The organism is Sphingopyxis sp. USTB-05, assembly GCF_023822045.1.
In the GTDB taxonomy this organism is placed as follows: Bacteria; Pseudomonadota; Alphaproteobacteria; order Sphingomonadales; family Sphingomonadaceae; genus Sphingopyxis.
In genome coordinates, this window is the sequence record NZ_CP084712.1 from 322,951 (window position 1) to 345,760 (window position 22,810).

A 22,810-nucleotide genomic window follows, 5' to 3' on the forward strand; every position below is an offset into this window, starting at 1 on the left:
GGGCTAGCGACCGGTTGTCGCCCGGCTTCTTATCTCTTGCGACCCGGGAGGAAGGCGCGATGTCCCAGACGAATTTCGTACCGCATATACCGCTCGATCAGTACGGAGCCGTCTTCGCCGAACATTTCGCGATGACGCGCCGTGATGGCGTGATCGAGGTCCGCTTTCACACCGGCGGCGACGAGGCGCTCTGGAGCATGGAATTGCACCGCGCGATCTCCCAGATGTTTCAGGCCGTCGGTCAGGATGCCGACAATGAAGTGATGATCATCACGGGAACCGGCGACTTGTGGATCAATAAGCGCGATATGGAAAGCTACCGGCAGCATCCGACGGGAACATACGACATCTGGTACCGGGATTCGGTCAAGCTGATCGAGAATCTGCTCTGGTCGGTCGATATTCCCACGATAGCCGCGATCAACGGGCCCGGCTTCCACACGGAGTTCGGATTGCTGTGCGATCTTACCATCGCCGCGGAAGAAGCCATATTCTTCGAGCCCCATTTTCACGTCGGGGTAGCGCCGGGCGATGGCCAGTTCCTTGTCTATCAGGCGCTCATGGGGCCGAAGCGGGCAAACCATGTCATGTATATTCGCGATGAAGGCATTTTCGCATCGGAGGCACTGGACTGGGGCCTTGTCGGCGAAGTCCTGCCGCGGGAGCGTTTGCTTGACCGTGCGCATGAAATGGCGGCGCAGATCATGCGTCAGCCGCGGACCGTGAGGCGTTTGACAACGCAGATCGCGCGCCGGCCTCTGCGCCAGATTGTCCAGCGCGATCTCGGAATGCACCTCTCGCACGAATTGTTCGGCGTGCATGAAACGCCGCGCTCGCTGCGCCACTTTGATCAGGATTGATATCTTGGTCAGTCTTCGAACCGGTGCGCGTTCGCCGTGCCGCGCGCCCAGCAAGGATATTCGACTTCAATGCATCTCTCGACCCATGCCAGGATCGCTCCCGATCGCCCCGCCCTGATCATGGCAGCCAGCGGCGAGGCCATAAGCTATCGCGAGCTTGAACAACGTTCCAACCAGGGCGCACAGCTTTTCCGGCAACTCGGCCTCGCGCGCGGCGACGTGATCGCTATTCTCCTCGAGAATAGTCCGCGCTATTTCGAACTGGCTTGGGCGGCGCAGCGTACTGGCCTTTATTATACCTGCATCTCCTCGAAGCTGACGGCGGACGAGGCCGAGTATATCATCCGCGACTGCGGCGCCCGATTGCTTGTCACGTCCCGGGAATTTGGCGAGCTCGCGGTTGACCTTAAACGCCGGCTGACCGGCCTTCCGATCTATATGGTCGTCGAACCGCTTCGGGCGTTTCTCGATTTCGAGGCTGAGCGCGAGGCGCAGCCCGTCGAGCCCGTCGCCGATGAGTCCGCAGGCTCGGATATGCTCTATACCTCGGGTACAACCGGCCGGCCGAAGGGCGTCAAGCCGCCGCTCGGCGACCAGCCGCTTGATGAAGAAACCCGGCTCGAGGGCGTTTGCCGCCGGATGTTTGCGTTTGAAGCGGGCTGCAATTATCTGTGCCCCGCTCCGCTTTATCATTCCGCCCCGCTCCGTTTCTCCATGACCGTTCAGCGTCTTGGCGGGACTGTGGTTCTCATGGAGCGCTATGATGCAGAGGCCGCGCTCGAACTGATCGAACGCTATCGTATCGCCTGCGCACAATTTGTCCCGACGCATTTCAACCGGATGTTGAAATTGCCCGAAGAGGCCCGAAAACGGTCCGACATGAGCTCGCTCCGGTCGGTTGTTCACGCTTCGGCGCCTTGTCCGGTGCCGGTCAAGGAGGCGATGATCGACTGGTGGGGACCCATCGTTCACGAATATTACTCGGGAACCGAGGGGAATGGCATGTGCTGCATCTCCTCACCCAAATGGTTGGCGCACAAAGGATCGGTGGGCAAGTCGATCGTGGGAACCCTGTATATCTGCGACGATAGCGGCGAGCCGCTGCCCGTTCGCGCCGAAGGTCTTGTCTAGTTCGAAGGCGGCGCGCCGATCGTCTATCATTCCGATCCCGGCAAGACCGCGGATTGCTATAACCAATATGGCTGGTCGACCTTGGGCGATGTGGGATGGGTGGATGAGGACGGCTACCTGTATCTGACCGATCGCAAGAGCTTCATGATCATCTCCGGCGGGGTGAATATCTATCCGCAAGAAATCGAAAACGCGATGATCGCGCATCCCAAGATCGCCGATGTAGCGGTGATTGGCGCACCGCACGAGGACATGGGCGAAGAGGTTGTCGCCGTCGTCGAGCTCGCGGCCGGTGTGTCTCCTGATGACGGTACGGCGGCCAAGTTGATCGATTTCGAGCGGTCGAAGCTCAGTCATATCAAGGCGCCGAGAAGGGTGGATTTCATGGATGAACTCCCCCGGCATGCGACGGGCAAACTCTACAAGCGTGTAATACGGGATCGTTATTGGCAGCAGCCTTGAATGCGTCGCGCATAGTCTGCCCAAAGCACCTGTCATGCCCATGCCAGAGGCTGGCCGCAGTTCTCCGGATCGAACGGCGAGCCCCTTCGCCAAGATAAGGCCGCTGCACCGCATGGCCGCTGAGATACGAAGAGGGCCGCTGAGCTGCCGTCGAACGAGATCTCGAGTGTTGCCGTTCCGGCGGGTTTTGTTCATTCTGTGAATCGAGCAGGCCTTGGGCCGGACGAGGCTCGATCGAAAAAAAAGCGGCTGGCAGCGCCGGAGCGCGCCGCGGCGCTATTTGGATAAGGGTGCGCATCGACGCGGGCTGAATGAGCGCGCCCATCTCTCGAAGCTGGTTTGGCCTCGCCTCCCTGCAAGCGCGGGGTGCGCCATGATTTGGCGAGCATTATTTCGCCGGCCGTGGGATGATGGGGTGATCACGGCATTTCGACATGGCGATTGGAAAATATGTGTCTGGCTGGAGCAAGTCGGAGGTAGCGGTTTTGTTTTATTCCTGTCTTCTTGAAGCAGAAAACAGAGCAGCCTGACGAGAGGTAAGAGAATGAGCCAATCTCAAGAAAAAGCGGCTGGGCCCTTGATGGCGATGGAGATTGATCATGTCAGCGATCATGCGCGTCGGCTGTTGCGCGAGTCCTTCGTCTGGGACGCGCATGGAGGATTTACGAGCAAGCCTGATCAGAATTTGAACGAGCTGAGCCGGTGGGAAAAGGCTGGCGTCGATTTCCTTTCGGTCAACATCGGGTTTGACGTACATCCTTGGGAATTCACTGTGCAGACGGTGGCTGCCTATCGGCATTGGATTGCTCACCATCCGGATCGTTTTGTCCTGGTCGAGTCAATGGATGATGTTTTCCTTGCGAAGCGCGAGGGTAAACTCGCGATCGCATTTGATTTGGAAGGGGCCGTGTCGCTGGGCAACCAGCTTTCAATGCTTGCGCTGTATCACCGGCTAGGCGTCCGTCAGATGCACTTTGTCTACAACCTCAACAATGAGGCGGGCGGCGGATGCCAGGACGATGACCAGGGTTTGACGGATTTCGGTAGGGCGCTCGTGGATGAGGTTAACCGGCTCGGTATCCTGCTGGACATGTCGCATGTCGGCTATCGCTCGACGATGGAAATCATGGAGAGATCCAAGAAGCCGGTTGTATTCTCTCATTCGAATCCTCGCGCGTTGGTGGATCACCCCCGAAATCTGACAGACGAGCAGATGTTGGCCTGTGCCGCCACGGGCGGCCTTATCGGCGTGACTGGTGTCGGCCGTTTCCTTGGTGATCCCGAAGCGAGATCGTCGACCTTCGTGAAAGCAATAGATTTGGCCGTAGAGCGGGTAGGGATCGACGCCGTTGGCATTGGGCTCGATTTTGTATGGGCACCCGGCGGGCCGTCCCGTTTCCCGCAATTTTGGCCACCGGAATATTACACTGGCAAATTTGCCTATCTGGGCCCGCATCAGCTGCCAGAAATAACTGAAATGCTCCTCCGTAAAGGCTATGACGATGCCGATATCCGAAAGATATTCGGCGAGAATTACTTGCGCGTAGCCGGCGAAGCTTGGGACGTGGGGTTCGTCCAGACTTGAGGAGCTTGGAATGAGCAGTTTCGATCGGCCGGATCGAACAGAGGCTGCATCGGTTTCCGCGCTGTGCACATGGAAGTGGAAGAGCGTGACAATTTCATGGGGGGGCTATAGGTTCCGTGAGAATTGTTGCGGCAGCTCGTTATGTTAAGTGCGCCGGCAAACTTGACGCGGACCTTGTTGACGGGGTAGGTCTAGGTCGATCTGCAGCCGTGGTTGTTGGATGATACCATTGGACATGGACGCACCGATGTCTGCGCTCGAACGTCGTTCACCGGCCACCGAGGCCCGCTCGGCCCGTTCACGTCCATATGTCGTAGGCTTCCTGTTGCCCCCGGAATTCGTGTTACTATCCTACGCGGCAGCCCTTGAGCCATTGCGTGCTGCCAACACTCTTTCAGGCAAAACGCTATACGTCTGGAAACGGATCACAGTCGGAGGAGGGCCTGTCACGGCGCTGACGGGAGGCACCTTTGAGGCAGATTATGCCGTCGGAGACGATTTCATTCCGGACCTTGTTCTTGTTTGCTGTCCCTCCGATTCCACGCGGTTTCGCGATGAGGCCGTCTTTGCCTGGTTGCGGCAGATCGAGCGTAAAGGCGGGGCCGTCGGCGGAATTTCCGGTGGGGTGTTCATTCTTGCGCGAGCTGGGCTGCTGGAGGGATATCGTAGTTCCGTCGCGTGGCCGCGCATTTCCGCGTTCCGCGAAGAGTTCCCAGAGCATCCGGTAACCGAATCCTTGTTCGTGTTTGACGGCAATCGGATTACTTGCGGTGGCGGCTTATCCTCAAGCGACATGATGCACGCTCTGATCAAGGCGCATCATGGCCACGAACTTGCCGATGCTGTCAGCGAATGGTTCCTCCAAACGCAAATCCGTACGGATCGCGACCCTCAGCGAATGTCGCTGCGTTATCGCTTGGGCGTCTCGAACGGCACGGTAATCAAAGCGATAAGCCATATGGAACAGAGCCTGGAACAGCCACTTTCGATCGCAGAACTCGCCAAGCTTACGGGAACATCGGTACGTCAACTGCAGCGATTGTTCAAAACGCATATGAACGCTTCGATTGCGACGATCTACCGGGACCTCCGTTTGGCCGGTGCGCAGAAACTTCTGCAGCAAACGACCAATTCCATAACGGAGATCGGTATCTCGGCGGGTTTCACGAGCCTTGCCCATTTCTCGCATGCCTTCCGTACGAAGTATGGATATCCGCCCTCTCTCGAACGAATGCCTCGACCCGATTGATTGCGCGACTTTCGAGACAAATTTCTCGTGAGCGACATTTTTGCGCTCTCGGTGGCGCAATTTCGAAAATCTATGTCGCTCTGGAGAAAGCTGCCAGCTCGCTGCGGCCATAGCTTCTGCTATCAGAAATCTGTCGCCTGCCGGTGGAAGGCCAGCCGAAGGATCCGCAGCCGGAACCAAAGGGGCGTGTTCGACGAGCGATCATATGGTCTCTCGGTAGCATTTCTGAGGAGCACGAACCATGCTTGTGGCCTCGGATCATCTTTCTCCACTGGGCGAAGATGCTGTGAAACCCGTTCGCGTTGGTTTCTTGCTTCTGAGCGGTTTTGCGCTGCTTGCCTATGCTGCTGCTATCGAGTCCCTGCGCGCGGCGAACCAAGTGGCCGGCAAAAAATTATACACATGGCATCATATCAGCCCAGCCGGCCGCGCAGCCGTTGCCTCGAACGGCGTCGAACTCCATTGCGAATATGACACATCCTGTCACGAAAAATTCGACTATGTTTTCGTTTGCGCGAGCGACGAAGCCCTTAACTTCCGTCACCCTCCTACCTTTTGCTGGCTGCGAAATCTTGCCGCGAATGATGCAGTCCTCGGCGGCATCTCGGGCGGCGTCTTTGTTCTCGCGCGTGCTGGCTTGCTCCATAGCCAGCGGGTGACTCTGCATTGGCTTTATGCACCAGCCTTTTCCGAAGAGTTTCCAGAAGCAAACCTGCACCGGTCGCTCTACGAAATCGACGGTAAGCGAATGACCTGTGGGGGAGGGATGGCTCCGCTCGACATGTTTCATGCCCTTCTCGCTCGGCAACATGGCGAAGAACTTGCCGCGCGGGTCAGCGACTGGTTTCTCCACACGGAAATAAGAGAAGGCCAAAAACCCCAACGACTTTCATTCAGAGCCCGGCTTGGCGTAAATCACTCGGGATTGATCCGCGCGCTGGAGGCTATGGAAGACGCTTTGGAGGAGCCTCTCTCGAGAAGCGAACTGGCTCGCATCGCTGCTATGTCTGAACGACATCTCGATCGACTTTTCTTGGCGCAGGTGGGTTCCCCGCTCAGTGTCTATTATTTGCAGCTCAGGCTCGAGCGTGCCCGCCAATTGGTGTTGCAAAGCAGTCTCTCGCTACTCGAGATCGCGATTGCATGTGGTTTCAATCGTGCCAGCACCTTCTCGAAATCCTATCGAAAGCTCTTCGGCGTGCCTCCCAGCACCGATCGCGGGATCACATTGCGGCGGTGGCGCGAGCATCACTAAGGATCGGGCGACTCGAGAATCCTCGGGCCCACTTGCTGCAATCATTTTTTTGGGCGCTGCGTGTTTCTGCGGAGGCCCCGCGCTGATCTAGGACGGACAGATGCAAGAAGCTGTCGGCCAGAGGAAAGCCTCTTCCATGGTTCGAGCATAGCCTCGCTACAGAAATGTTAAAAGGAGGGGGCGTGACAATGACCATTCGGTTTCAAGGCATTTCGACCATGGCGATGATTGCGGCGGCCATGATCGCAGCGGTTCCCGCGCATGCGCAGGACAGCGATGTGCCGGCGGTGTCTGACGATACAGCGGCACCCGATGATACGGCGAGCATGGGCGAAATTACGGTGACCGCACGCCGGCGATCAGAACGCCTGCAGTCGGTGCCCGACTCGATTACCGCATTCACCGAGCTTACGATCGCCAACGCCAACATCAAGAACATAGCGGACCTCGCGAAGGTCACGCCTGGCATGAATTTTCGTGATGGGCGGTCGTTTGCCGCGAACTTTTTCGACATCAGGATGCGTGGCATCGGCACCGCACAGCGCGGTTGGGCGTCGACTGCGCTCATCGTCGATGGCGTCCCGAGCGATTCAGCGGATGCGCTGACGGGAGCGACGCTCTCCGATGTCGCTCGCATCGAAGTTTTGCGTGGTCCGCAGAGTGCCTTGTATGGCTCGGGGGCCATCGCCGGTGCGATCAACGTGATATCCAAGCGTCCCAGCAATGAATTTCAAGCCGAAGGCCGCTTCTTCTATGGTAACGGTCAAAATGCGCAAGCGCAGGGCGCGATTTCGGGCGCCCTGATCCCCAGCAAGATTCTTGGCCGACTTTCGGTCAATTACGTCAACGACAATGGGCGTATCAATAGCGCGACGAATGGCATGCATTTGGATCCGCGAGATCGAAAATTGGTCGATGGCCGGCTTCTTTTTGTACCAAGCGAGCGCTTGGAAATCGATCTTCGGGGCAGCTATAGCAGTGAACGCGGGGGATATGCGTTTCAAGGCCGCGTTCCGCGGACGGAAGACATCGACAACGAGGATCTCGTGGTTTTTGCGCGGGCGACTCAAGGCATCCAGACGCGAAAGTTCACGCGTCTTTCGGGGCGCCTGACCTGGGACTTCGATGGCTTCACAATGACCTCGGTGGGTTCATACAGCAAAACTCGGCAATATGGCTTTGGCAGCGCCTGTTATGACGATGTTGATAATCCCAACTTTGTCTTGCCGACGGGCGGCGTAGGCTGCCTCAGTTATCCGGCGATTAACGGACCGGCCTTCGGGCGTGGTGCGACAACCGGTCAAGTCCAGGATGTGTTTACGGCTGGGCGAGACGATTATCGCACCTACTTCGGAGATTTCCGTCTTGCGTCTTCGGGGGGAGGGGCATTCAGCTGGCTTGTCGGCGGCTCGGCGATGAATCGGCATTCGTTTAGCACGGGTGAAAATTTCCGGCGTGTCGCGGGTAATCCCGCCGATGTTCCTTTTTCTCCTCGAGCGGATCTGCGCGTCGACAAATGGTGGGGCGCTTATGGCCAGGTCGGCCTTAAAGCGGGTAAATTCGAATTTACCGCAAACGCTCGCTACGATCATCAAAACTATTCGAATACCTCCTATGCCAACAAGACGGCGACCACGATTGTTCCGGTGCGCGATCCCGATACCGGCCTTCCGGTACCTAAATCTCTCGATCAGGCGAGACGATTTCAGCCGAAAGTTCAGATCAGCTATAGCTTTGATGCCGACCGTATGGGCTATGTGACAGTCTCTCGGGGTTTCCGGGCGGGGTTCTATAATAATGGCCAGTTCTCGGCACCGGAACAGACCACGAATTATGAGATCGGTCTCAAAACGCAGTGGCTTGATCGCCGTCTTCTCTGGAATGTTGCGGCATTTCGAATTGATTACTCTAACCAGCAAATTTCCCAGAACAGCAACAATCCGCCCTTCCGTATCCCTGTCGTGATCCCGAAAACGACGATTCACGGTGCGGAATTCGAAACCAGCTATCGTTTCAGCGAGGCGTTTACACTAAGCGCGAATCTCGCTTACCTGCATGCACGGGTGGATCCTAGCGCCACCGTTCTCACGAAGACCTGGTCGCCGAAATCGCCGAAGCTTAGCGGCTCGGTGGCGGCGCAGTTGTATTTGCCGATCAACGATGTTTGGACACTGAACGCGCGGAGTGATTTCAATTTCCACTCGTCGCAATTTCTCAATCCGTTCAATCAACAGATGGTTGGCAACAAGCAATATCTCAACGCGCGTGTCGGGGTCGAACGGGAAGGCTGGGGCATTTATGCGGTGGGAAGCAATTTGACCAACGAAACGGAAGATCAGATCGCGACATCCACCAATGGACCGCATCGAGTGGTCTATCCGGTCGAACCGCGGAGCTACGGTGTCGAAGTTCGCGTCAAGTTCTGACGCGCACAGGCTATAAGTCCCTACGCTCAGACGTGATATCGACTGAGCGTAGGGCTGCCCTCGATAAGGAGGCAGCCCCTCAGCGCCGCCCGGCGAAACCCCTCGAGCGAGTTTTCTGACCGGCTCGAAGATGCAGCCAGGGCTGCGTCTCTTATAAAACTAGGATTTCTGCGCCGGGCTTTGCATTCGACCCGGGCTTGCATCCCACCGGCCGATTAACTGCCTCGATCCGAATCATCATACGAACGCTCGTATGATTGCCCTCGCCAAATTCCACGATCTCGACGCTCGGGGTGATCTTGCTCAGAAGTGCTATCGGCACGCTGGCAGACTGCCGAGCAATATGGCCTTCGTCCGATGAGGGATGATCATGTGATGCAATATGATCTGCATTCCCGCCAGGGGTGGCGCCGAACTGCCACAAAGCCACGGGTTTCGAGCTCCACCGCGGCTGTTCGGCGCCGTCAGGCCCTGTCGCTTATAGCGAACGAATATTGGCGGGAATCGAAAAGGGCAGGTCGCTACCAGGCAATCGCGCGGTCGTCGCTCTGCCACATTGGCTTCCAATAAAGTCCCACGTCGGGGCTGTTATCGGAGGAACTAGTCTATGAGCGTCCAACGTTACCGCGTCGGCTTCGACATTGGCGGAACATTCACCGACTTCGCTCTCTATGATGGTGAAACCGGGCAAATCCAGATTCACAAGGCGCTTACAACTCCGACGGATCCCTGGCGGGGCGCAGTGCAGGGCATCGAGACGCTATTGGCCAACGCGGGTCTCGACTTCTCGGATGTGGCCGAAATTCTGCACGGTACGACACTCGTCACCAATGCGCTGATTGAGGGCAAGGGGGCATCGACGGCCTTGCTGACGACGCGGGGGTTTCGTGATGTTATGGAATCGGGGCGGGAGCAGCGCTACGATATTTACGACCTGTTTTTGACATATCCCGAGACTCTCGTCCCGAGGAAATTCCGGCGCGAGATCACCGAACGGATGTTGGCCAACGGCCAGCCGCTGACGGCCATTGACGTTGATGAAGTGCGGCGGGAGGCTGCATATCTCCGCGATGCCGGGATTAAATCGATAGCGGTGTGCTTCCTTCACAGTTACCGCAATCCTGAGCATGAGCAGCAGGTGGGTAATCTGCTCAGAGATGAGTTTCCCGAGTTGTCCGTCTCGCTCTCCTGTGAGGTTGCGCCGGAGGTGCGGGAGTATGAACGCCTCTGTACGACGGCGGCTAATGCATTCGTCCGTCCCCTGATGGACGATTATCTCCAGACTCTGGAAGTCAAACTGGCAGAACGCGGGTTTGTCGGGCGTCTTTTCCTCATGCTCAGCTCGGGTGGCTTGGCTACGCCGGATGTTGCCCGACGCTTCCCTATCCGTCTCTTGGAGTCTGGCCCTGCTGGCGGTGCGCTTGCCACCGGCCTCATCAGTCACAAGATCGGCCGGCCAGATCTTATCAGCTTTGACATGGGGGGGACGACCGCAAAGACCGCCATGGTGCAGGATCATGCTGTTGCCGTTGCGTCCATGATGGAGGTTGCACGCGTTCATCGGTTCAAGAAAGGGAGCGGTATCCCCGTACGTGCCCCCGTCGTGGAAATGATCGAGATTGGGGCTGGTGGTGGTTCCATCGCGCGTCTCGACGAAGTCAACTTGATTAAGGTCGGTCCCGAAAGCGCGAGTTCAAAGCCCGGCCCGGCCTGCTATGGCCTCGGTGGCACCGAGCCGACGGTTACAGATGCCAATCTCGTGCTCGGCTATCTTGACCCGAATGCGTTTCTCGGCGGTCGTATGGCGCTGGACAAGCCGGCGGCCGAGCAGGCCCTCGACCGCTTGGGTGCCAGTGTGAATCTGAGTGCCGTTGACACGGCATTGGGCGTCTACAACATCGTTTGCGAGAATATGGCTGCCGCGGCCCGCTCGCACATCGTTGAAAAGGGGTGTGACCCGCGAGCATTTTCGATGGTCGCGTTCGGCGGCGCGGGGCCGCTCCACGCAGCCAAGGTCGCGCGAATCATGGGCGTCCGCGAAGTGATAATTCCGCCCGCTTCCGGTGCCGCCTCCGCAATCGGATTTCTGGCCGCTCCGGCCAGTTTTGAAACGGTGCGAAGCGAGGTGTTTGTGATCGAGGGGGACCTCGATTTGGACAAGCTGAATGGCCTGTTGCAAGATGTCGAGGCACAGTCTTGGCATCACCTCAAGCTGACCGGGCTTACCGAAGCCGAGACCACGATCATGCGAACCGCCGACATGCGCCTCGCGGGTCAGATGAACGAAATCTCGATTACCATTCCGAACGGCCGCCTCTCGGTTGAATCCGTGCAGGAGATCCGTGACGAATTCGTTAGTGTTTATGAGCAGAAATTCCACGCCGTGCCACCATCGGCAGTCATTGAAGCCTTGAGCTGGCGCGTTCTTGTTTCGGGGCCTGCTCCTCAGATTGGCATGCGGCCGCACACTGGAGGGTTGATTGCGGACAACGCGCTGAAAGGCGTGCGTCCGCTTTACTTCGGCGGCGAATTTGTCGAAGCCAGCGTGTACGATCGTTACGCATTGAAGCCTGGTGACACCGTGACGGGACCGGCGGTGATCGAGGAGCGCGAATCGACGACCGTCGTGCCGCCCTCGGACAGTGTCGTGGTTGATGACGATTTCAATTTGAAGGTCCAGATCGCCGAACTTGGGACGACGGCCGTGAGTTTCGATCGGGATCTCAACTTCGAGCAGGTCGTCGAACGGATCGAGGCCGACCCAATCGGTTTGGAGATCATGTGGGGACGTCTCGCAAACATTATCGATGAAGGATGGGACACGGTCGTGCGCACGGCCTTTTCCTTGATCATCTCGGATGCCCAGGATTTTTCGATCGCACTGTTCGATAATCGTGGCGAAATCCTGGTTCACAGCCCCCGGGCTCAGCCGGTATTCAACCTCGGACTCCCGGCCGCTATCAATGCGGTGCTGGAGACCTTCTCGGAAGATAAGCTGGAGCCCGGCGATGTCCTTGCCACCAACGATCCTTGGCTGGCAGCCGGCCATCTTTTTGACGTCGCCCTCGTCACGCCCGTATTTCACGATGGACGGGTCGTCGCCTATGTCGGTGCGATCGGCCATGTCAGTGATATCGGTGGTATCAAGCGTCTCGGAACGGCGCGCGAGATATTCGACGAAGGCTTTCAGATCCCACCCATGAAGCTGATGCGGGCGGGTAAACCAAATGATGACCTTTTCGTATTGCTGCGTCAGAATATCCGGACTCCCGATAGCGTTGTCGGTGATCTGCACGCACTCGCTACCGCCTCAAATGTTGCGGCTTTGCGTCTTCGGAGCTTTTTGGAGGAATATGGTCTCCATGACCTGGCGCCGCTTGCGCATATCTTCCAGAATAGATCCGAAGCAGCAATGCGTCATGCCATTCGGGCAGTGCCTGACGGCGAATATAGCAGTGAAGTTTCCGGTCGCATCGGGCAGCAGTATCTCACAATTCCAATCCGCATTGCAGTGGAAGGGGATGAGGTCGTTATCGATCACGCTGGTGCGCCGGATCAGGCGCCGGTGGGCGGATTTAATTGCACCCTGAACTATACGAAGTCGCACTCCTTGTTTCCGATGAAGTGCCTTCTGACGCCCAATGTGCGAGGGAATGCCGGATGTTATAAGCCGTTCACGGTGAAGGCCCCGGAGGGGACCATCATGAACTGCGTCAGACCTGCGGCAGTAAACTCAAGGCAGGTGACTGGCTGGTTTCAGGGGCCAAACATCTTTTCTGCATTGAGCGACGCATTGCCGGACAGGGTGCGTGCGTTCAGCGGCATGCCCGGCACGGCGATATTCCACGGCGCCAACGAAAGTGGCGAACCGGTCATCGGCCACATTATTTCGGGTGGCGGGCAGGGGGCATCCGCTTCGGATGATGGTCGGTCGGGCCTCCTTTTCCCGATTGGAGGAACCTGCGTTTCGATCGAGCTGTTCGAGTTGCGAATGAACTTGGTTGTCGATCAAAAGCAGTTCGACGTCGATTCAGGGGGCGCAGGTGCCCGGCGTGGAGGCCTCGGTCAGCGCATAATGTTCAGGCGCCTGCCAGGTGACAATCGCCCGACGCAGTTCGTTCAACGGTTGAACGGTTCGGAGATTGTCGTTCCCTTGATGGCTGAAGGCCAGCGGGGGTCAACGGCAGTCGGTCGTATCATCGCACCCGATGGCAGTTCGTCCGCGGTTGAGATGGCAGCCTTGCTCAGCTTGTCTCCCGGTGAAACTCTCGAAATGCGATCGGCGGGCGGCTATGGCTATGGCTCGCCCCTCGATCGGCCGATCGAGCTGGTTCAAGAGGATCTGGACCATGGCTACGTCAGCCAGGCGAATGCCGAGAAGGAATATGGCTGCGTTTTCAAGCAAGAGGGCGAAATCGACCCGACGGCTACCGCTTACATGCGAGAGCGGCTGCGAGGCGCGTTGGAGCGCGCCTGAAAGCGATCGAGGTCTAGAAAGGGAGAGGTCCCATTTGCGCGACATCACCGCCCAAGCAATGCGTGCTGTCTTGTTGGCGAGCGCGACTGTCGCGATCTTCGCAGGCTTGCGCTCCAGGAGCTGTGCCATCCAAGGCTGCCGATCGCCGTTTTTGCGTGTCATACGCATCACCGCTGTTGCGCCGACCACAAGCTGCCGCCGCAAATAGCCATCTCCCTGCTTCGTGATCCCACCCAAGCGCTCCTTGCCGCCAGAGCTGTTAGCTCGAGGCGTCAGTCCTAGCCATGCCGCGAACTGGCGGCCGGATCGGAACAGCGACGCATCTGGCACCGCGGCCGACATCGCTGACGCGGTAATCGGGCCGATGCCCGGTATCGTGGCGAGCCGCCGGCTTGTCTCGTCAGCGCGGTGCCACGCGAGAATCTGCGCTTCCAACCTGTCGATCTCGCTGGCGAGCGCCCTCATCTGGGCAGCGAGTCCGCGCAAGGCGGAACGAGCGTGAGCGGGCAGCTCATCTTCTCGCTCATGCAGGGCTTTGAGCATCGCGGTAACACCGCCGGCGCCCATCCCTGTCACAATGCCATACTCAGCCAAGTGCCCTCGCAAGGCGTTGATGAGCATGGTCCGCTGCCGCACCAACAGGTCGCGGCTCTTGTGAAGCATGAGCACCGCCTGCTGTTCAACCGACTTTACCGCAACGAACCGCATCGTCGGGCGCGTCACTGCTTCGCAGATCGCCTCGGCATCTGCTGCATCAGTCTTCCCGCGCTTCACATATGGCTTCACGTAGGCGGGCGGCATAAGCCGGACTTCGTGGCCCAATGCGATCAGCTCGCGAGCCCAATGGTGCGCGGATGCGCACGCTTCCATGCCGACCACGCAGCCTGGAAGGTCGGTGAAGAAGCCGATCACCTCCGCGCGCCTCAACTTCCGCCGCACCAGGACGGCTCCGTCGCTACCGATCGCATGTACCTGAAAAACGTTCTTCGCCAAATCTAATCCGACGGTGGCAACCTCCTGCTTCATATGACGACTCCTAGACGTGGACCTACAACGGCCGCATCATTGCACAGCTACGCTGGTGCAGGGGCCGTCCATGCCATCACGTCACCGCCAGGTCACAAAGCGCCCGGTTGTAGACGACGCGGCCCTCCTCATCCTCGCCAATGACCGCAGTTTTCATCCGGTCATAAAGAATCTCGCGCGGCACGCCGCCGATCGCTTCGAACGCAGCCCGGTGGCACGCCAGGACCGTCTGCCGTGTCTGACGGTACGCAAAACGGGCCCAGATCAATTGCGAGAAGCCCAGCACCATCGAGAACAGCCACACGATCTGAACCTTGTCCGGCTGGTCCCTGAAGCGGACCTGGAACTGGGCAAAATCGACCTGCGCCTGATGGCCCGGCGGCGTCTCGAAGCGTACTGCGAACCCGCGCCCGCTGCCCGGTGGTCGCAGCTCTCGCACAACATCTCGCACCGTGCTGTAGCCGCCCTTATACCCCGCTCGCCGATTTCGCGCATCAAACGCTGCGCGGTAAGGCCGGGATAGGCATCAAGCCGTTGCTTGAGATAATCGACATGGCCATCGATCAACCGCTTCCTCGGCTGTTTCGGCCCGTAAGCCGGAATGCCCACATCCCGGGCAAGATATTTTCGGACAGTCTTGCGGTCGATACCCAGCTGACGAGCGATCATCGAGATCTTCAGCCCCTGACGGTGTAAGTCTAAGATCATTATCAAATCCCCAAACTTCTTCATCGCGCCCGCACCTCCTCGCCGGAGATACTTGCCCGAATTTTTCCGATTTCACGCTGTCCGGGGCGCGCCCCGGACAGCGTGAAATCAAAAGAAGTGGGGAATATTCAATTGTCACAACTGGGGCAGATTACTCTGTCAGCGACACTTGAGTCCGAGGCCGCGCATCGTGTCGATCATATCATGCCGCTGCATCATAGCCTCGCAGCAGATCGTAGCGGGCACAGTCGGCGAGCGGAGGATGCTGCAGCATCCGGTCTTCCGAAGCGACGATGCTGTCAGTGGGCGTGTAATTCTCCGCAAAAGTGAGCTTTGAAAATTCCCTGATTGTTGGTCCTGGTTCCCCAAAGAGCCGGGGTTAACCCCGGCTCTTTGGGGAACGCAAAAATTGGCGCGAGAAGGTCTCCCGACAGGAGGCGACGCCGATGATCCGACTTGGAGAAGCCATGATGATATTGGAGCTGCACCGGCAGGGGCTGTCGATAACTGCGATTGCCCGCCGCACAGGCCGCGATCCCAAGACTGTTCGCAAGTATATCGAGCGCGGTGTGGAAGCGCTGGCCTACGGCCCGCGGAGAATAGGGCGGCCGTTTAAGATCGCCCCGTACATGGAGTTCCTGCGCGAGCGCGTAAAAGCGTTCCCCGACCTGACGGCGTCGCGCCTGACCCGGGAGATCCGGGAAACGGGCTACATGGGCGCCTACACGGCGGTGAAGCGCTATCTGGCGGCGATCCGGCCCGAACATGATGTCAGACCTTACGAGGTCGGCTTCGAGACCAGGGCCGGCGTCCAAGGCCAGGTCGACTTCGCGCGCTTCGTTGTTGAGTTTACCGACGAGCCTGGCGTGGCGCGCATCGTCTGGCTGTTCAGCATGGTGCTGGGCTACTCGCGCTTTCTGTTCGCCCGCTATGTGTTGCATCAGGACCTGCAGACGCTGCTGCGCTGCCATATGCAGGCGTTCGAGGCGATGGACGGCGCGCCGATCGAGATCCTCTATGATCGAATGAAGACGGCAGTGACCGGCGAAGATGACCAGGGTCATATCGTTTACAACAGCTCGCTGCTGGCGCTGGCGAAGCATTACCGCTTCCAGCCGAGGGCGTGCCGGCCCTATCGCGCCAAGACCAAAGGGAAAGTCGAGCGGCCGCTCCGTTACATCCGTGAGGACTTCTTCCCGGGGCGATCCTTCCGTACCATGGAGGACCTCAATGCCCAGTTCATCGTCTGGCTCGACACGGTCGCCAATGCACGGGTCCATTGCACGACCCAGCGCGTGGTCGCTGAAGCCTTTGCCGAAGAACAGGACGAACTGCAGCGCCTGCCTGAGCACCGCTTCAATGCGGTGTTGAAGCTTGAGAGGCGGGTCAGCCATGACGGGCTCGTGGCGGTTGGTGGAAACTACTACAGCGTGCCCGACCGGACACGTCGGGTCGTCGAGATCGAGCAGCTGCCGGACCTGATCCGCATCATCGACCGCGGTATCGTGGTTGCTGAGCATCCCGTACTTGAAGGGCGCCTACAATATCGCATCGACCGGCGCCATCGCACCGGGCGACCGCAAGCGCGCACGCCCGATCGGCCGACGATGATGATCGGTCGGATCGGCGATCATGTGCCGCTGCGCTCGCTGGCGATTTACGAGGCAATCGGCGCGAGCCTGGCAATGGAGGGGCGGCCCTGAACGGCGCGGCTCCTTCTGCGCGCGTGGACTCGATCCGCCGGAGTCTCGTGAGCCTCAAGATGCCCAGAGCGCTCGAAATCCTTGATGCGACCTTGCGGCGCATCGAGCAGGGCCAGATCGACGGCATCGAGGCGCTCGACGCATTGCTCGGCGAAGAACTGTCACTGCGCGAGAACCGGCGGATCAAGGCTGCCCTGCGCATGGCCCGGCTGCCCGTGGTCAAGACCTTGGCCGGCTACGACTTCTCGTTCCAGCCCTCGCTGGACAAGAATCGCATCCTTGCGCTCGCCGGCCTCGACTTCATCGAACGCGCCGAGGTCGTCCATCTGCTGGGGCCGCCCGGCACCGGAAAGAGCCACATTGCAACCGCGCTTGCGGTCGAGGCGGTCCGTGCTGGCAAGGCGGTCTATTTTATTCCGCTCGCCGATCTGATCGCCCAGCTTGCCAAGGCCGAGCGCGAAGGCACGCTCCGAGAAAAGATCCGCTTCCTCACGAGGACATCGCTGCTCGTCGTCGACGAGATCGGATATCTGCCGGTCACGCCGGGAGGCGCCAACCTGTTCTTCCAGCTCGTCAACGCCCTCTACGAAAAAGGTGCAATGATCCTCACATCCAATCGCGGCTTCGCCGAATGGGGCGAAGTCTTCGGCGATCCCGTCGTCGCTACCGCGTTGCTTGACAGGCTCCTCCATCATGCCGTCGTCATCCAGATCGAGGGCTCAAGCTACCGCATGCGGGAACACGCCGCGCTCGTGCCCGAAAACCTACGCAGCGTCGCCTCGTTCAATCCGCCGGCGCCGAAGCGTCGCGGCCGCCCGCCAATAAAAGGAAATCAAGATCCCGATCACGGCTGATCACCGAAATCCCGCTACCCCAACATAGGGAATTTTAACCGCCCACATCTGCGGAAACTTCGGTGCCCATTGACAGATGCTGCGGGGCGTCGCCGGCTCGCGGCGCCGGTAGAGGATGTTGAGGATCAACTCGTCGCTAGCCGTTCCGCTCGCCAGCGCTTCGCGCGCGGCGGCCTCTACCGGCTCCAGTCCATCGGTGAGCACCGCCCAGAGGACCCGCACGAACCTGCGATCGGCCTCGTCCCCGGTGCCGAGCCTTCGCCGTAATCGATGCAGAGCGGGCGGCAGATCCCAGTCCTGGAACGGTGCGCCGTTACGCAGCGCACCGGGCTTGTGCGCGAGGACCGGCAGATAATGCCAGGGATCGTATATCGTGCGGTTCCGACCGAAGTGGCGCTTATGCTCCCCGACGATCGCATCCCCACAGCGAATGACGATGCGATCGGCGTAGGAGCGCACCTGAACGGTCCGGCGTGCGACCGTCGACATGACCGAGTAGCGGTTGCGATCGAAGCTGATGAGGCAGGTGCCGGTGACGGCATGCTCGCTCTCATGGAAGCCGTCGAACGGAGTCAGGATCGGCTGCAGGGCCGGTCGCTCCATATCCAGCGCCTCGGCGAAGCTAATATCCCCGCGTTCGGGATGGGCATGATGCTCGGCCCAGCGCCGGCACTCGGCCTCCAGCCACCCGTTGAGCTCAGCAAAGCTGGCGAACCGGAGCCGCGGCTGGAAGAAGCGGCCTCGGATCGTCTGGACCTGCTGCTCGACCTGGCCCTTCTCCCATCCCGCCGCCGGCGAGCAGGCGGTCGGCTCGAGAATGTAATGATCGGTCATGATCAGGAAGCGGCGGTTAAACATACGTTCCTTGCCGGTGAACACGGCCGTCACCGCCGTCTTCATATTATCGTTGATACCGCGTCGCGGCACACCCCCGAAGAACGCGAACACCCGGGCATGGGCATCGAACAGCATCTCCTGGCCCTCGCGCGGATAGGCCCGGACATAGGGTGCGCGCGAGGCGCAGAGGCGCATATGCGCCACCTTCACCCGCATCGGCTTGCCGGCGATCTCCACATCCTCGTGGCTCCAGTCGAACTGGTAAGCCTCCCCCGGCTGGAAGGTCATCGGGATGAACGCCGGTGCGCCTTCGCCAGCATCCTTCCGCCGCGCAGCACGCCAGCGCGCCGCATAGCGGCGCACCGCATCATAGGATCCACCGAACCCCTCGCGCACCAGCAGGTCATGGATACGCGTCATCCGTAGCCGATCGCGGCGACCGCGGCCCTCGTTCTCCTCGAGCAGCGCATCGAGACGATCCAGATAAGGACCGATCCGCGGCAGCGGCTGGACTTTGCGCTGATAGTTGAACGCCGCCTCCGGCGACCGGATCGCCTTGGGGACTACCTTCCGCGACAATCGAAGGTCGCGCGCGATCGCCTTGATCGCCTTCCCTGCTGCATGCTCACGCCGAATCCGAACCACTGTCTCCATGATCAACATCCCGTTCTCGCCAACTGATCAGAACCAGTCGGCCGACTATAACCCCGGGATGAAGGGGTCCTTTTTGCACGCCGATCACCCCACGAAGGGGGTGCCTATTGCACGCTGATCCTCAGTCATCGCCAACAATCGCGCGGCGACCACCTAATTCCGCGGCGCTCTACATCCTAGTCGCAATCTTGGCCGGGGGCGTTGCGATCGACAAACCCCGACGCGCTCGTCGCTTCACCGCTGTCTGTAGCGGCACGGGATTAGCCGCTTGCCGAATGCGGACCGCGAGAAGCCGAAGAAGTTCAAAGAATATGAGATCGGCTACTTCCACATCGACATCGCCGAACTGCGCTACGAGGGCGCAAGGGATTCCTGTATGTCGCAGTGGACCGCACCTCGAAGCTGGTGTTCGCCCGTATCTATCGACGGGCGACCAAGCTCGCCGAAGCGGCTTTCCTGCGCGTACCTATCAAGACGGTTCCTTATAAGTTCCACACCATCCTGACCGGCAACGGCGTGCAGTTCGTTCAGCGCGACCAGGGTGGCGCGCTGCGATGGATCGTCATATCTTCGGCCGTGTCCGCGCGCAGAACGGCATCCAACACCGCCTCACCAAGCCCTATCACCCACGGACCAACGGCCAGGCCGAACGGTTGGTGCGCAACATCAAGGGCGGCACCGTCAAATTTTTCCATTGCACATCGATCAACGAACTATGCCGCCATGTCCTGGTTGGTCGCTTACAACTTCGCCAAGCGGTTGAAGGCGCTGCGGTTCAAGACACCCTATGAGGTCATCTAGGAGCTCTGGAAATCCAAGCCACATTTCTTCAATATGGTGCCACACCGCCACACGCTGGGACTAGACACGTGGAGCAATGGCGACCAACATGCGCGGAATACGGGCGATAATACGCGTCAGCCATGGGCTTTCCGGGATCGTCTTGCGTCCATCCAGCTCAATCGCGACGTGGCACCACCCATCAGCACTTCCTGATGTCGACCTGCTGAGCCTCGCTCTTGGCTTCGCCACCTATCGGAAACATTCCGCCTGCTGAAGCAGAAAAACGATACTATGCCATGTTGGACGACGTCGTCATGGCTGCGTAACCCACACCAAGGGCATCCGGAAGTCCGCTGGGCGGTTCCGTCTTACGAATGGGATGACCCATCGTTCGGTGCAGTTCCAAATTGCGCAACTCAGCTCGCGCTGAATTTAGGTATACTGTCATTGAAATGTATGCCCCATAAGCCCATATATCTTGCAAAGGAGTAACCTATGGTATACCAAAAAACTCAGAGTGCGGATTTGAGTCGGACAAAGAGGACCCCTCCCTGGTGCTTGATTTTGGTGTCTTGCCGCACGACTATCTGGATCGAAGGCGGTCGCAAGGTGCTGCCTTGAGCAACGCACAGTCAAGCCGGGCCGACTCGATTGGGAACTCCGATCTGCCCAAGTCGGTGGACGTCGCCTATCGAATGTTGAGGGAATGGATCTTACAAGGTTCGCTTGTCGCGGGCCAAGGATTGCCTGAAGCAGAATTGGCGGCGCGCATAGGGGTAAGCCGAACACCCCTCCGGGAAGCAATTGGTCGCCTGAGCGCAGAAGGTCTTGTCGCCAAGGAACGCTACAGAAAACACGTGGTGGCCGAGTTCAGCGAAGCTGACCGGATCGAAATCATGGAGTTGAAGGCGTTAATTGAGGGTCGTGCTGCGGCCCGTGCTGCAACGCGGCTTAATAGTTCCGAAATCGCCTCGCTGCGAGAACTTTCTAACCGGATGGAACGCGCCGTACGCGAGCATGGTGACGAGGCAAGGCCGATTTTCGACGAGTTGAATCGGGAGTTTCATGCGACCATCTGGCGGGCGGCGGACAGCCCGCGGGGCGAGCGCATCCTGGAGACCGCTCTGAACTCGCCCTTCAATGTCCTGGGTCGGCTTGATGCGACGCTCTCCCAATCCATGGAGCGGGCCTGCTGGTATCATCACGAGATTGTAAGCGCCTTCGAGGCTCGGGATTCCGAGCGGGCCCGCGCACAGATGGTGGCGCATGAACTCTCCCTCATTACCACCCATTTTCCGGAGCAGACATGACCAGTCGAAAGCTTGAAGGTAAAGTCGCGATCCTGACTGGCGGAGCGCGCGGGATCGGTGTGCATTACAGCCGCGCGCTCGCGCAGGAAGGCGCGCGCGTGGCCATTTTCGACCTGGCCGACGGAGAAAACCTAGCGGCCGACATCAACTCTGTCGAAGGACGCGACGCCGCTCGTTTTTTTCGAGTGGATGTCAGCGACGAATCTGCTGTCAGGGCCGGGATTGCGAGCGTTGCAGCATGGGCTGGAGATGTTGGCATCCTTGTCAACAATGCGGCGGTGTTTGCCACCCTTGGCGACGTCAAAGTGACCGAACTCGATGTCGATTTGTGGGATAAGGTGATGGCCGTCAATGTGCGCGGTCCATTTCTGATGGTGAAGCATGTTGCGCCGATGATGATCGGGAAGGGCGCAGGAAAGATCGTCAACATCTCGTCGGGCAGTGCCTATAAGGGCCTGCCCTTCATGTCTCATTATGTCACGTCGAAGGGCGCGATGTTAGGCTTCACTCGTGCTCTTGCCCGCGAGCTTGGTGCTCACAACCTTAACATCAACTCGCTCGCGCCCGGTCTGATCATGTCGGATTCAATCAGCGCCAACCAGGAACATCTTGATACGAACCGTGATCGCGTAGTCGCGAGCCGCGCTCTCAAGCGGGATGGCTATCCCGAAGATCTGCTCGGCGGGCTCATCTTCCTCTGCTCGTCGGACAGCGACTTCATGACTGGGCAGACACTCCTCGTTGATGGCGGCTCGGTGAACATCTGATGGCAAATTTGAACGGCAAGGTTGCGCTAGTCACAGGCGGGGCTGCGGGTATCGGACGAGCAATTTCCGACCTGTTTTCTGCGATGGGCGCCAGAGTCGTGACAGCCGATCTGTCGAGCGAGGCCGATATTGCGTGCGACGTTGCCGACGAGATGCAGGTCGAAGCGATGGTTTCTGGGGTTCTCGGTCGACATGGCCAACTGGATATCGCCGTCAATAACGCCGGCATTCTCGGTCCGCTCGGCAAAATGTTGGCCGATGTCGAAGCAGCAGAATGGGATCGCGCGATGAACGTGAACCTCAAGGGCGTGTTTCTGTGCATGAAGCACGAATTGCGCGCGATGGCTGTCCAAGGATGCGGAACGATCATAAACCTATCTTCGGTCATGGGCTTTCTTGCAGCTCCGCGGAACCCTGCCTATTCGGCCGCAAAGCACGGCGTTCTCGGGCTCACCAAGGCGACAGCAGTGCAGTACGCGAGCCAGGGCATTCGTATCAATGCGATCTGCCCGGGATTGGTCGAAACAAACATGGCTGAAACGATCGTCACTGACGATGCCCTGCCGAATTTTCCGAAGCCGTTCATTCCCATGGGGCGTTCCGCCACCCCTAGGGAGATTGCCGAGGTTGCGCTTTGGCTGGCGTCCGATGCGTCGTCGTACCTGACCGGCGAGGCAATTGGTGCCGATGGCGGATGGCGCATCTTGTGAGGTTCGCGTGACG

At 59.0% G+C, this 22,810-nt stretch carries 14 protein-coding genes and 4 pseudogenes; 14 read left to right on the forward strand and 4 right to left on the reverse strand.

What is annotated here, in order from left to right; all coding sequences use genetic code 11:
• The first annotated feature begins 14 nt into the window (after positions 1 to 14).
• The 8 genes from KEC45_RS01550 to KEC45_RS01580 all read left to right on the forward strand — a co-directional run bounded on the left by KEC45_RS01550 (position 15) and on the right by KEC45_RS01580 (position 13,445).
• Entirely contained in the window at positions 15 to 860 is an 846-nt protein-coding gene (locus KEC45_RS01550) for an enoyl-CoA hydratase/isomerase family protein (RefSeq protein WP_252171367.1), read from the forward strand.
• A gap of 69 nt (positions 861 to 929) precedes the next feature.
• Complete coding sequence (locus tag KEC45_RS01555) at positions 930 to 1,991, forward strand: AMP-binding protein (RefSeq protein ID WP_368389954.1); 1,062 nt, start codon at positions 930 to 932, stop codon at positions 1,989 to 1,991.
• A gap of 90 nt (positions 1,992 to 2,081) precedes the next feature.
• Complete coding sequence (locus KEC45_RS21930) at positions 2,082 to 2,453, forward strand: hypothetical protein (protein WP_368389977.1); 372 nt, start codon at positions 2,082 to 2,084, stop codon at positions 2,451 to 2,453.
• A 544-nt stretch (positions 2,454 to 2,997) separates the two neighbouring features.
• On the forward strand, positions 2,998 to 4,038 hold the full coding sequence (locus KEC45_RS01560; RefSeq protein WP_252171368.1) for a dipeptidase: 1,041 nt from the start codon (positions 2,998 to 3,000) through the stop codon (positions 4,036 to 4,038).
• Positions 4,039 to 4,285: 247 nt separating this feature from the next.
• Positions 4,286 to 5,287 (forward strand): GlxA family transcriptional regulator, encoded by a 1,002-nt coding sequence (locus KEC45_RS01565; protein ID WP_252171369.1) that lies wholly within the window; start codon positions 4,286 to 4,288, stop codon positions 5,285 to 5,287.
• Between the two features lie 241 nt (positions 5,288 to 5,528).
• Positions 5,529 to 6,542, forward strand: coding sequence for a GlxA family transcriptional regulator (locus KEC45_RS01570; RefSeq protein ID WP_252171370.1), 1,014 nt, complete (start codon positions 5,529 to 5,531; stop codon positions 6,540 to 6,542).
• Positions 6,543 to 6,730: 188 nt separating this feature from the next.
• Entirely contained in the window at positions 6,731 to 8,968 is a 2,238-nt protein-coding gene (locus KEC45_RS01575) for a TonB-dependent receptor (RefSeq protein WP_252172051.1), read from the forward strand.
• Between the two features lie 607 nt (positions 8,969 to 9,575).
• Positions 9,576 to 13,445 (forward strand): hydantoinase B/oxoprolinase family protein, encoded by a 3,870-nt coding sequence (locus KEC45_RS01580; RefSeq protein ID WP_252171371.1) that lies wholly within the window; start codon positions 9,576 to 9,578, stop codon positions 13,443 to 13,445.
• 36 nt (positions 13,446 to 13,481) lie between these two features.
• Here the strand turns inward: KEC45_RS01580 and KEC45_RS01585 are convergent.
• The 3 genes and pseudogenes from KEC45_RS01585 to KEC45_RS21935 all read right to left on the reverse strand — a co-directional run.
• Positions 13,482 to 14,471 (reverse strand): annotated as a pseudogene (locus tag KEC45_RS01585) (IS110 family transposase); the annotation flags it as partial.
• Positions 14,472 to 14,547: 76 nt separating this feature from the next.
• Entirely contained in the window at positions 14,548 to 14,922 is a 375-nt protein-coding gene (locus KEC45_RS01590) for a DDE-type integrase/transposase/recombinase (RefSeq protein WP_252171372.1), read from the reverse strand.
• 203 nt (positions 14,923 to 15,125) lie between these two features.
• Positions 15,126 to 15,203: pseudogene (locus KEC45_RS21935) on the reverse strand (hypothetical protein); the annotation flags it as partial.
• Positions 15,204 to 15,625: 422 nt separating this feature from the next.
• Here KEC45_RS21935 and istA (KEC45_RS01595) point away from each other — a divergent pair.
• Positions 15,626 to 16,882 (forward strand): IS21 family transposase, encoded by a 1,257-nt coding sequence (gene istA / locus KEC45_RS01595; RefSeq protein WP_252171373.1) that lies wholly within the window; start codon positions 15,626 to 15,628, stop codon positions 16,880 to 16,882.
• A complete protein-coding gene (gene istB / locus KEC45_RS01600) occupies positions 16,879 to 17,736 on the forward strand; it encodes an IS21-like element helper ATPase IstB (RefSeq protein ID WP_368389978.1) in 858 nt (285 codons plus the stop codon). The genes istA (KEC45_RS01595) and istB overlap by 4 nt, the downstream gene beginning before the upstream one ends.
• A 93-nt stretch (positions 17,737 to 17,829) precedes the next feature.
• On the opposite strand, the pseudogene istA (KEC45_RS01605) reads toward istB, so the two are convergent.
• Positions 17,830 to 19,236: pseudogene (gene istA, locus KEC45_RS01605) on the reverse strand (IS21 family transposase); the annotation flags it as partial.
• 211 nt (positions 19,237 to 19,447) lie between these two features.
• On the opposite strand from istA (KEC45_RS01605), the pseudogene KEC45_RS01610 reads away from it, so the two are divergent.
• From KEC45_RS01610 to KEC45_RS01625, 4 genes and pseudogenes are all read left to right on the forward strand, one after another.
• Positions 19,448 to 20,088 (forward strand): annotated as a pseudogene (locus KEC45_RS01610) (IS481 family transposase); the annotation flags it as partial.
• Between the two features lie 539 nt (positions 20,089 to 20,627).
• Positions 20,628 to 21,320: a GntR family transcriptional regulator gene (locus KEC45_RS01615; protein WP_252171374.1), complete on the forward strand. Its 693-nt coding sequence runs from the start codon at positions 20,628 to 20,630 to the stop codon at positions 21,318 to 21,320.
• Positions 21,317 to 22,087: an SDR family NAD(P)-dependent oxidoreductase gene (locus tag KEC45_RS01620; RefSeq protein WP_252171375.1), complete on the forward strand. Its 771-nt coding sequence runs from the start codon at positions 21,317 to 21,319 to the stop codon at positions 22,085 to 22,087. The genes KEC45_RS01615 and KEC45_RS01620 overlap by 4 nt, the downstream gene beginning before the upstream one ends.
• On the forward strand, positions 22,087 to 22,797 hold the full coding sequence (locus KEC45_RS01625) for an SDR family NAD(P)-dependent oxidoreductase (RefSeq protein WP_252171376.1): 711 nt from the start codon (positions 22,087 to 22,089) through the stop codon (positions 22,795 to 22,797). The genes KEC45_RS01620 and KEC45_RS01625 overlap by 1 nt, the downstream gene beginning before the upstream one ends.
• Positions 22,798 to 22,810: the final 13 nt, after the last annotated feature.

What these genes read in the sequence shown, in the direction of transcription:
- istA (WP_252171373.1), top strand. Translation starts at nt 15,626, where the DNA reads ATGATCCGACTTGGAGAAGCCATGATGATATTGGAGCTGCACCGGCAG.
- KEC45_RS01580 (WP_252171371.1), top strand. Translation starts at nt 9,576, where the DNA reads ATGAGCGTCCAACGTTACCGCGTCGGCTTCGACATTGGCGGAACATTC.
- KEC45_RS01570 (WP_252171370.1), top strand. Translation starts at nt 5,529, where the DNA reads ATGCTTGTGGCCTCGGATCATCTTTCTCCACTGGGCGAAGATGCTGTG.
- KEC45_RS01565 (WP_252171369.1), top strand. Translation starts at nt 4,286, where the DNA reads ATGTCTGCGCTCGAACGTCGTTCACCGGCCACCGAGGCCCGCTCGGCC.
- KEC45_RS01620 (WP_252171375.1), top strand. Translation starts at nt 21,317, where the DNA reads ATGACCAGTCGAAAGCTTGAAGGTAAAGTCGCGATCCTGACTGGCGGA.
- KEC45_RS01560 (WP_252171368.1), top strand. Translation starts at nt 2,998, where the DNA reads ATGAGCCAATCTCAAGAAAAAGCGGCTGGGCCCTTGATGGCGATGGAG.
- KEC45_RS01625 (WP_252171376.1), top strand. Translation starts at nt 22,087, where the DNA reads ATGGCAAATTTGAACGGCAAGGTTGCGCTAGTCACAGGCGGGGCTGCG.
- KEC45_RS01575 (WP_252172051.1), top strand. Translation starts at nt 6,731, where the DNA reads ATGACCATTCGGTTTCAAGGCATTTCGACCATGGCGATGATTGCGGCG.
- KEC45_RS01555 (WP_368389954.1), top strand. Translation starts at nt 930, where the DNA reads ATGCATCTCTCGACCCATGCCAGGATCGCTCCCGATCGCCCCGCCCTG.